This window comes from Frankia tisae (assembly GCF_025403405.1).
GTDB lineage: Bacteria > Actinomycetota > Actinomycetes > Frankiales > Frankiaceae > Frankia > Frankia tisai.
In genome coordinates, this window is sequence record NZ_JANEZT010000033.1 from 23,234 (window position 1) to 30,057 (window position 6,824).

General features: G+C 70.9%; 9 protein-coding genes. 2 read left to right on the forward strand and 7 right to left on the reverse strand.

Annotated features, from left to right (window positions below):
• The first annotated feature begins 25 nt into the window (after window positions 1–25).
• Window positions 26–1,573 carry an MFS transporter gene (locus NBZ85_RS05495; protein ID WP_261554605.1) on the forward strand — a complete coding sequence of 516 codons (1,548 nt, stop codon included), beginning with the start codon at window positions 26–28 and terminating at the stop codon, window positions 1,571–1,573.
• Here NBZ85_RS05495 and NBZ85_RS05500 read toward each other — a convergent pair.
• The gene (locus NBZ85_RS05500) at window positions 1,554–2,384 is read right to left on the reverse strand and encodes an NADP-dependent oxidoreductase (protein WP_372517671.1); all 831 of its coding nucleotides are present in this window, start codon (window positions 2,382–2,384) and stop codon (window positions 1,554–1,556) included. The two genes, NBZ85_RS05495 and NBZ85_RS05500, sit on opposite strands and share 20 nt — an antisense overlap.
• On the opposite strand from NBZ85_RS05500, the gene NBZ85_RS05505 reads away from it, so the two are divergent.
• Entirely contained in the window at window positions 2,357–2,848 is a 492-nt protein-coding gene (locus tag NBZ85_RS05505) for a MarR family winged helix-turn-helix transcriptional regulator (RefSeq protein ID WP_261554607.1), read from the forward strand. The genes NBZ85_RS05500 and NBZ85_RS05505 overlap by 28 nt on opposite strands.
• A 108-nt stretch (window positions 2,849–2,956) precedes the next feature.
• Here NBZ85_RS05505 and NBZ85_RS05510 read toward each other — a convergent pair whose 3' ends face one another.
• The 6 genes from NBZ85_RS05510 to NBZ85_RS05535 form a co-directional block, all read right to left on the reverse strand.
• Window positions 2,957–3,904 (reverse strand): glutathione S-transferase C-terminal domain-containing protein, encoded by a 948-nt coding sequence (locus NBZ85_RS05510; RefSeq protein ID WP_261554608.1) that lies wholly within the window; start codon window positions 3,902–3,904, stop codon window positions 2,957–2,959.
• Window positions 3,905–4,050: 146 nt separating this feature from the next.
• Complete coding sequence (locus NBZ85_RS05515) at window positions 4,051–5,208, reverse strand: NADH:flavin oxidoreductase (RefSeq protein ID WP_261554609.1); 1,158 nt, start codon at window positions 5,206–5,208, stop codon at window positions 4,051–4,053.
• Between the two features lie 7 nt (window positions 5,209–5,215).
• Complete coding sequence (locus NBZ85_RS05520; RefSeq protein WP_261554610.1) at window positions 5,216–5,455, reverse strand: hypothetical protein; 240 nt, start codon at window positions 5,453–5,455, stop codon at window positions 5,216–5,218.
• A gap of 21 nt (window positions 5,456–5,476) precedes the next feature.
• Window positions 5,477–5,857, reverse strand: coding sequence for an FKBP-type peptidyl-prolyl cis-trans isomerase (locus NBZ85_RS05525; RefSeq protein WP_261554611.1), 381 nt, complete (start codon window positions 5,855–5,857; stop codon window positions 5,477–5,479).
• Window positions 5,858–5,883: 26 nt separating this feature from the next.
• Complete coding sequence (locus NBZ85_RS05530; protein WP_261554612.1) at window positions 5,884–6,393, reverse strand: hypothetical protein; 510 nt, start codon at window positions 6,391–6,393, stop codon at window positions 5,884–5,886.
• A 2-nt stretch (window positions 6,394–6,395) separates the two neighbouring features.
• The gene (locus NBZ85_RS05535) at window positions 6,396–6,725 is read right to left on the reverse strand and encodes a hypothetical protein (RefSeq protein WP_261561575.1); all 330 of its coding nucleotides are present in this window, start codon (window positions 6,723–6,725) and stop codon (window positions 6,396–6,398) included.
• Window positions 6,726–6,824: the final 99 nt, after the last annotated feature.

The window sequence follows — 6,824 nt, forward strand, 5'->3', positions numbered from 1 at the left end:
CAATCTCATCAGGTTAGGAGTACCGATGACCGCCGATGCTGACGCACCGGGAACGGGTGCGAGCGGCGTAGACACGACCACGAGGGTGCGACGGCCCGTCGTGCCGGATCAGGGCGATGCCCCACCCGGCCGGGCGGACGACTCGGCTCCGCCCCCGGCGGCGGGCGAGACGGCCGGCCCGAGTGCGCTCGGCCTGATCCTCGTGGCGATCGTCGGCGCCGAGTTCATGCTCCAGCTCGACGGCACGATCGTCGCTGTCGCGCTGCCGAAGATGCAGAGCGCTCTCGACCTGTCCGCCGGTTCGCTGTCCTGGGTGGTCAACGGTTTCCTGCTTGCCTTCGGTGGCCTGCTGCTCCTCGGCGGCCGGCTCGGAGACGTCCTCGGGCACCGTACGACCTTCCTCGCCGGCATCTCCCTGCTCGCCGCCGCGTCCCTGCTCGCGGGGCTCGCGTCCAACTTCGGTCTGCTGCTCACGGGCCGTGTCCTGCAGGGCAGCGGGGCGGCCCTCGCCGGGCCCGCCGGCCTCGCGCTGCTCGCCACCACCTTCGCGGGCGTCCGCCAGCAGCGGGCCTTCGCCGTGTACTCGACGGTCACAGGCCTGGCGGCCTCCGCCGGCATGGTGCTCGGTGGCATCCTCACGGACCTGACGAGCTGGCGGTGGACCCTGCTGATCAACGCGCCGATCGGCCTCGCCGTCGTGCTGCTCGCCGCGCGCGTGGTGCCTCCGGCCGGGCACGCCGACGGGCGCAAGCCGCTCGATCTCATCGGGGCCATCCTGTCGGTGACCGGCATGACGGGCCTGGTCTACGGCTTCGTGCGGGCCGCGGACAGCGGCTGGTCGGACTCCGGAACCATCGCGGGCCTGGTGGCCGGAGCGGTGCTCCTGGTCGGGTTCGTCCTCCGCGAGGCGCAGGCCAGCTCACCGCTGCTCCCGCTGCGCGTGTTGACCCACCGGGGCCGCGCCGGTGCGTTCCTCAACCTCCTGCTGATGGCCTTCGTGCTCACCAGCTTCCTGTTCTTCCTCACCCAGTTCCTCCAGCGCGTCCTCGACCTGACACCGCTCGTCACCGGGCTGGCCTTTCTCCCCTTCGGCGTCGCCCTCCTGCTCGTCGCCCGGAACGTGCCGAAGATCCTCACCAAGGTGCCCCCGCCGGTCCTCGCCCTCATCGGGTTCGTCGTGATGGGCCTGGCGATGCTGTGGCTGAGCCGGCTGGAGGCGGACAGCTCGTACCCGGTCGACATCCTCGTGCCGATCATCCTGCTGGGCGCCGGAGCTGGGGCGGCCGTCGTCCCCCTCAACCTCATCGTCCTGTCCCAGACCGCTCCCGAGGAGATCGGGGTCACTTCGGCGGTGCTCCAGTCGGCGCTGTCGGTCGGCGGCTCCCTCGGTCTCGCCGTCCTGCTGAGCCAGTTCACCGGCGCGTCCGACGTCGCTACCGGCGCCGCGCACGCGTTCCGTGGCGGTGCCGTCATCGCCGCGGTCGCCGCGGTCGCCGCGTGCCTATCCACGAGTCAGCATAGAAGTCCGTCGGGGAGCCGACCGGGTCGGTCGGTCACAGGGACAGATCGATGACGATCTTGCCGTGGGCGCGTCCAGCGGCGAGCTCGGCCAGCCCGTCCAGGGCCTGGTCGAGCGGGAGGACGCGGTAGACGTCGACCTGGAGCTCGCCCTTGGCGGCCTGCTCGGCCAGGGGGGCGATGACGTCGCGCGTCGGGGAGGCGACGATGCCTCCGCCGGACAGCTGCCGTGCGGCGAGGATGTCTGCATCCGGTACCTGCGTCGTTGTGCAGACCACGCCGGCTGAGCGCACCGCGTCGAGCGGCACCTCCTCCAGGGTGTACCCGGCGAGGTTGATCAGTGCGTCCACGCCGTCGGGGTGCGCGGTGCGGACCTGCTTGGCGACCGAGCCGGCGGTGAAGTCGACGACCTCGGCCGCGCCCAGCTCCCGCAGCCGCTCGGCGTCGGCGGGCGCGGCGGTGGCCACCACGGTGAGCCCGAGCTTGCTGAGCAGCTGCACCGCGTACCGGCCGACGCCACCCGACGCGCCGTTGACAAGCACGACCTGTCCTGGCTGCGGGTTGATCGCGTCGACGACCATCCGGGCCGCGCCCCCGGCCAACGGCAGCGCTGCCGCGGTGACATGGTCCAGAGCGGCGGGCTTGGGCACGACCGTCCTGGCGGGTACGACCGCGTACTCGGCGACCGTGCCGGCCTGGAACGGCGGCTCGAACAGCACGTGCCCGAGGACCTCGTCGCCGACCGCGACATCATCGACACCGGCGCCGACCGCCTCGACGATGCCCGAGGCGTCGCGACCCAGCACGAGCGGGTACCGATGCTCGAACAGCTGCTCGAGTGCCCCCGCGACGATGTGGTTGTCCAGCGGGTGAGGAGCGCAAGGCGTGGCTCGCCACCGCGGCGATCATGTTCACGCTGCCGGCGGCGTTGGACGCGCGGCTGCAGCAGGAAGCGAACCTGACGTTCTTCGAGTACATGGTGCTGGCCGTGCTGGGCGAGCGCGACGACCGGACCATGCAGATGAGCGACATTGCGGCCGGGGTCGCGGCGTCCCTGTCCCGGCTGTCGCACGTCGTGACGAAGTTGGAGAAGCAGGGCCTGCTGTGCCGCTCCCGGGTGCCGGGTTCAGGTCGGCGGACCAATGCCACGCTCACCGACGCCGGCTACGCCAAGGTGGTCGCTGCCGCGCCCGACCATGTGGCCGCGGTACGCGACTACTTCATGGACGCGCTGGAACCTGCCGACGTGGCCACTCTGCAGCGGGTCGGCATGGCCGTCGCTCGTTGCATCAACCCGGCGCGGCCTTTCTTCCACGGCGCGACACGGTGACGCCCGCTCCGACGTCGTGCGCTCGTTCTTGACCTTCCGCGATCCTGCTGGTCGCCGCCGCTTCCTCCCGTCTTTTCTGCTCGGCGCGGGCGGGCCCGCCACCTCACGTCATGGGTTCCGCCCTGCGGGCCGTTCGCCGGGCGCGGTCTCCCAGCCCGCCAGGACGGCGGCCGGCTCCGAGAAGGCGGAGAAGTCGGTGGTCGCGCGGAAGGCGGGGAGCTGGTAAAGGGCGCGGGCGTAGGACCACAGGTGCGGGTAGTCCGACAGCGGTGGCAGGGCCGCCAGGTCGTGGCGGCGGCTGCGGTAGCGGGCCAGGGAGACCCACAGGCGCACGTCGGCCTCCGTCAGCTGGCCGCCCACCAGGTACGGGGCATCGGCGAGCCGGGCGTCGAGTTTCGCGAACGCGTCGAGCAGCGCCGCCCGGAGCGCCTCGTCGTGCGCCGCCCGGTACTCCCCGTGGTTCACCGCCGGGCCGATCCAGGAGTCGAGCTCATCGATCTCGGCGCGCAGGTGCTCGGGGTAGGTGTCGGCGCCGTTCGACCAGCGGCCGAACTGGGTGGCCAGGTCGATGCCCAGGCTGGTGAAGTCGTTGGACACGACCTGACCGGTCTGGCGGTCCCACAGCGTCGGGACGGAGACGTGGCCGTCGAAGCCCGGCTGGGTGCGCTCGTAGGCGTCGCGCAGCAGGGTGAAGCCGTTGACCGGGTCCGGGCCGTGGCTCTCGCGGAACGCCCAGCCGCGGGCGTCGCGGGTGCCGTCGACATAGGAGACGCTGATGACGTCCTCGAGCCCGTGGAGCGCGCGCTCGAGGGTGACGCGGTGTGCCCACGGGCAGAACCAGCCGGCGTAGATGTGGTAGCGGCCCGGCTCGGCCAGGAACCCGCTCGACCCGTCCGCGGTGATCCGCCCGGTGAACCGGTACAGCGGCCGGGTGTCCCCGGGGTCCCGCCTGATCGTGTACTCGCCATAGGTCGCCACATCGGTCGGGCTGGCATACACCGGCCCGGTGGCCCGGGAGTCGGCGGTGGGCTGGGAGACGGCGGCAGCCTGGGACATGCGCGTCCTCCTCGGGTCGCTGCTGGACGGGCACGCCGAGCGCGGGCCCGTCCTCTCCAAGGCCGACGCACTTTCGGCTATTCCGATCGAGTGGGTGGATCCGATCGAGTGGGTGGAGACGCCGCCGCGGCCCCGGCCACTGATCTTCAGGTCAGGCGGGAGCCGTCGGCCTGGTCGTAGGCCCGGATCTCCGCCAGGCGGCGGTCGCGCACCTTGGTGGTCCAGGCGGGTTCGGAGAGCAGGACGCGGCCGAGGCCGACCAGGTCGAACTCGCCCCGGTCGAACAGCTCCACCAGCGGGGCGAGGCTCAGCGTCGCTGCCGCGCCCTCATCGTCGCCGCCGAAGGCCGTCGGCACGCCGATCGAGCCGATCGCGATGGTGGGCAGGCCGGTGAGGTCCTTGGCCCAGCCGGCCAGGGTGCGCGGGGAACCGCCGAACGCGGGCAGCCAGTAACGGCGGGTGGACACGTGCAGCGTGGTGGCGCCGGCGTCCACGAGCGGGGTGAGTAGCGCCTCGAGCTCAGCGGGGGTCTCGGCGATGCGGGCGTCGTAGTCGCCGCCCTTCCACTGGGAGAACCGGTAGATCACCGGGAGGTCCGGTCCCACCTCGCCGCGGACCGCGGCGACGACCTCGGCCCCGATCCGGGCCCGGTTGGCCAGGCTTCCGCCGTAGCCGTCGGCGCGGCGGTTGGTCCGCGACCAGAAGAACTGGTCCAGCAGGTAGCCGTGCGCGCCATGCAGCTCGACACCGTCGAACCCGGCTCGGCGCGCGTCGGCCGCGGCGCGGGCGAAGGAGGCGACCAGCTCGTCGATCTCCGCGATGCTCGGCTCGTCGCCGACCACCGACCCGTCGGGCCGCAGGCCCGACGGGGAGAACACCGCCGCCTCCGGGTGCGGTGGAGCACCCGCCGGACGGCCGGCGCCGAGATGCCACAGCTGCGGGACGATGCGCCCGCCCACCGCGTGCACGGCGTCGACGACCCGGCGCCAGCCGGCGAGCGGCGCTTCGCCGTAGAAGCGCGGAACCCGGTCGCTGGACCCGGCCGACGGATGATCCACGTAGGTGCCCTCGGTCACGATCAGACCTACGTGCGCCGCCCGCCGCGCGTAGTAGCCGGCCACATCCTCGCCCGGCACGCCGTCGGGGGAGAACTGGCGGGTCATCGGCGCCATCACGAAGCGGTTGGCAAGCTCGACGCCGGACAGTGCGAACGGCGTGAACAGCGGCGCCGCGTCCGCCCCGTCCAGCAGGCGCTCGTTGCTCGACGGGGACTCGGCCGCCGCAACACTCGAAGACACAGTCATGTTGCGTTCAATCCGGGCGACGCCGTGGATGTTCCGGCGGTGACACCAACGCGCGCCCGACGCGGTCGCCGCCCGGGCAGGACCTTGACCTGGCCGCGAGCGCCTCCCCGATCCTGAGGCTCGCCAGCGGGACGTTGCCGGTCTTCGTAGGCGCGCCCGGCGGCATGCCGGCGGCGAACGCGTCGTTACTGACGAGGCTGGCGTTGACGTCCTTCAGGACGTTGGCCAGCGGGGGTGACGCGACCAACTGTCGGGCGTGCGCGTGGGGTCACTGCGCGTCGAGGAGATCGATGACGAAGACGAGCGTCTCGTTCGGGCCGATCGATCCATTCCCGGCCGTGCCGTAGGCGAGATTCGGCGGCGCGATTACCTCGCGTCGGCCACCGACCTTCATTCCGGCGACTCCCTGGCGAAAGCCGTCCACCGTCTGCTGCCAAGAGAAGACGTCGGGAGCGCCGCGGCCCCAGCTGGAGTCGAACTTCTTCCCGTCCCGCCACAACACGCCCACATAGTTCACCTTCACCGTACTGTTCGAGTTGGCAGAGGTCCCGGCGCCGACCATCAAATCATGGGTGACCAGCAGGGAAGGCGGCACACCCGTGGGGCGGGCGACCGTCGGCTTGACTGCCGTGTTCCGCGCGTCCGACACCGTCGGAACGACGGCCTTCCTGTCATCTATCCCTTTGTCCGCGACGGTGGCCTGGCCTGGCAGCGGGCGGGCAGCGGATAGCCGCGTTCACGGCGCGAGTATCGGAACGCGACGATCGCCGAGATCACCAGGACGGCATAGACAACGCTACTGAAGATGGCGTAAGGAGTCGGTTGGTAGCTGACGAGAAGCCGCCACAGCAGCAGCGGGGTAGTCAGTCGGGCCGAGAGCAGGAAGACACGGTCCTCTTCCCGTCCCAGCAGGATCGGAAGCGCCAGCAGGACGATGAAGACGATGCAGTTGCCTGCCCGGAATGTCGTGTTCTTCCAGAATCCGCCGAGGAAGTCCAGGATCAGCATCGCTGCCGCCGAGGCCACGGAGAAGGCCGTGGAAATCGACCATCGCAGCAGGAGGAGCAGGATGGTGACCAAGGCCAGAGCTGTCATTCCCGCGGCCTCGTCGAGCCGGAACGGTGGGTCGTGTGTCCAGTACGGCTCATCAGCGACGAGGAGCACGAATATCGGCCCGGCGAACATGACTACCGTTGCTGCGCGACCGAAGGCGTCCCACTCCCTGCTTTTCGCCCCACCCCCGCCATGAATAGCACCGCCAGCGCACCGATCGCCGTTGTCCACCACCCGGCACGCAGCCGGAGGCTGTATTCGATCGCCTGCCGATGATTTTCCTCCAGCGCCGCGAGGACGGTGACGGACAAGCCAAGCACGGCACCCGCTGCCGCCTCGCCTGTTCGCTCGCTGCGATGCAGTGCAACCGTGGCGATGACAACGGCCGGCAGCGCCGCGAACAGGATTCCGAACTTCCCCCACAGCTCCCACAGATTGAGCCTTTCCCTGCAACGGGCCGTCACACTCCGCGTTCGATCACTATCTGTGACGGGCGGAGGGGGGTAGGCAGGGAAACGCGGGGCCTCGGTAGGAAGTAGTCCTTCCACAGAGCAACTTCCGAG